At 53.4% G+C, this 268-nt stretch carries 1 protein-coding gene; it reads right to left on the bottom strand.

All coding sequences use genetic code 11. The features are described 5' to 3' along the window. Nucleotides 1–268 (bottom strand): hypothetical protein (locus SB725_RS31510; protein WP_410923340.1); only part of this gene is annotated, 268 nt, incomplete at both ends.

Here is a 268-nt window from a genome sequence, read left to right on the forward strand (position 1 = left end):
GATGACAGAACATGAACAGCAATACGATGTAGCCGATTGAGGCGATGGTTTGCGCCACGAGAAAAGCGCGCTGTTTTCCCGCCATCAATAGCAATGACTCCTGAGGGAAGCCCAGCATCGAAATCACAATTGCGCCCAGCATCACCTGAATCAGGTCATACGCTTCGAGATACTTAACGCCAAACACCAGCGAAATGAGCGGCTTGCCGACGATCAACACCGCGAGCGCCACCAGAATACCGATTCCGCCCGCCAGTAAACCGGACTT

Source organism: Pseudomonas sp. SIMBA_041, from assembly GCF_046535095.1.
Taxonomy (GTDB): Bacteria; Pseudomonadota; Gammaproteobacteria; order Pseudomonadales; family Pseudomonadaceae; genus Aquipseudomonas; species Aquipseudomonas mucoides.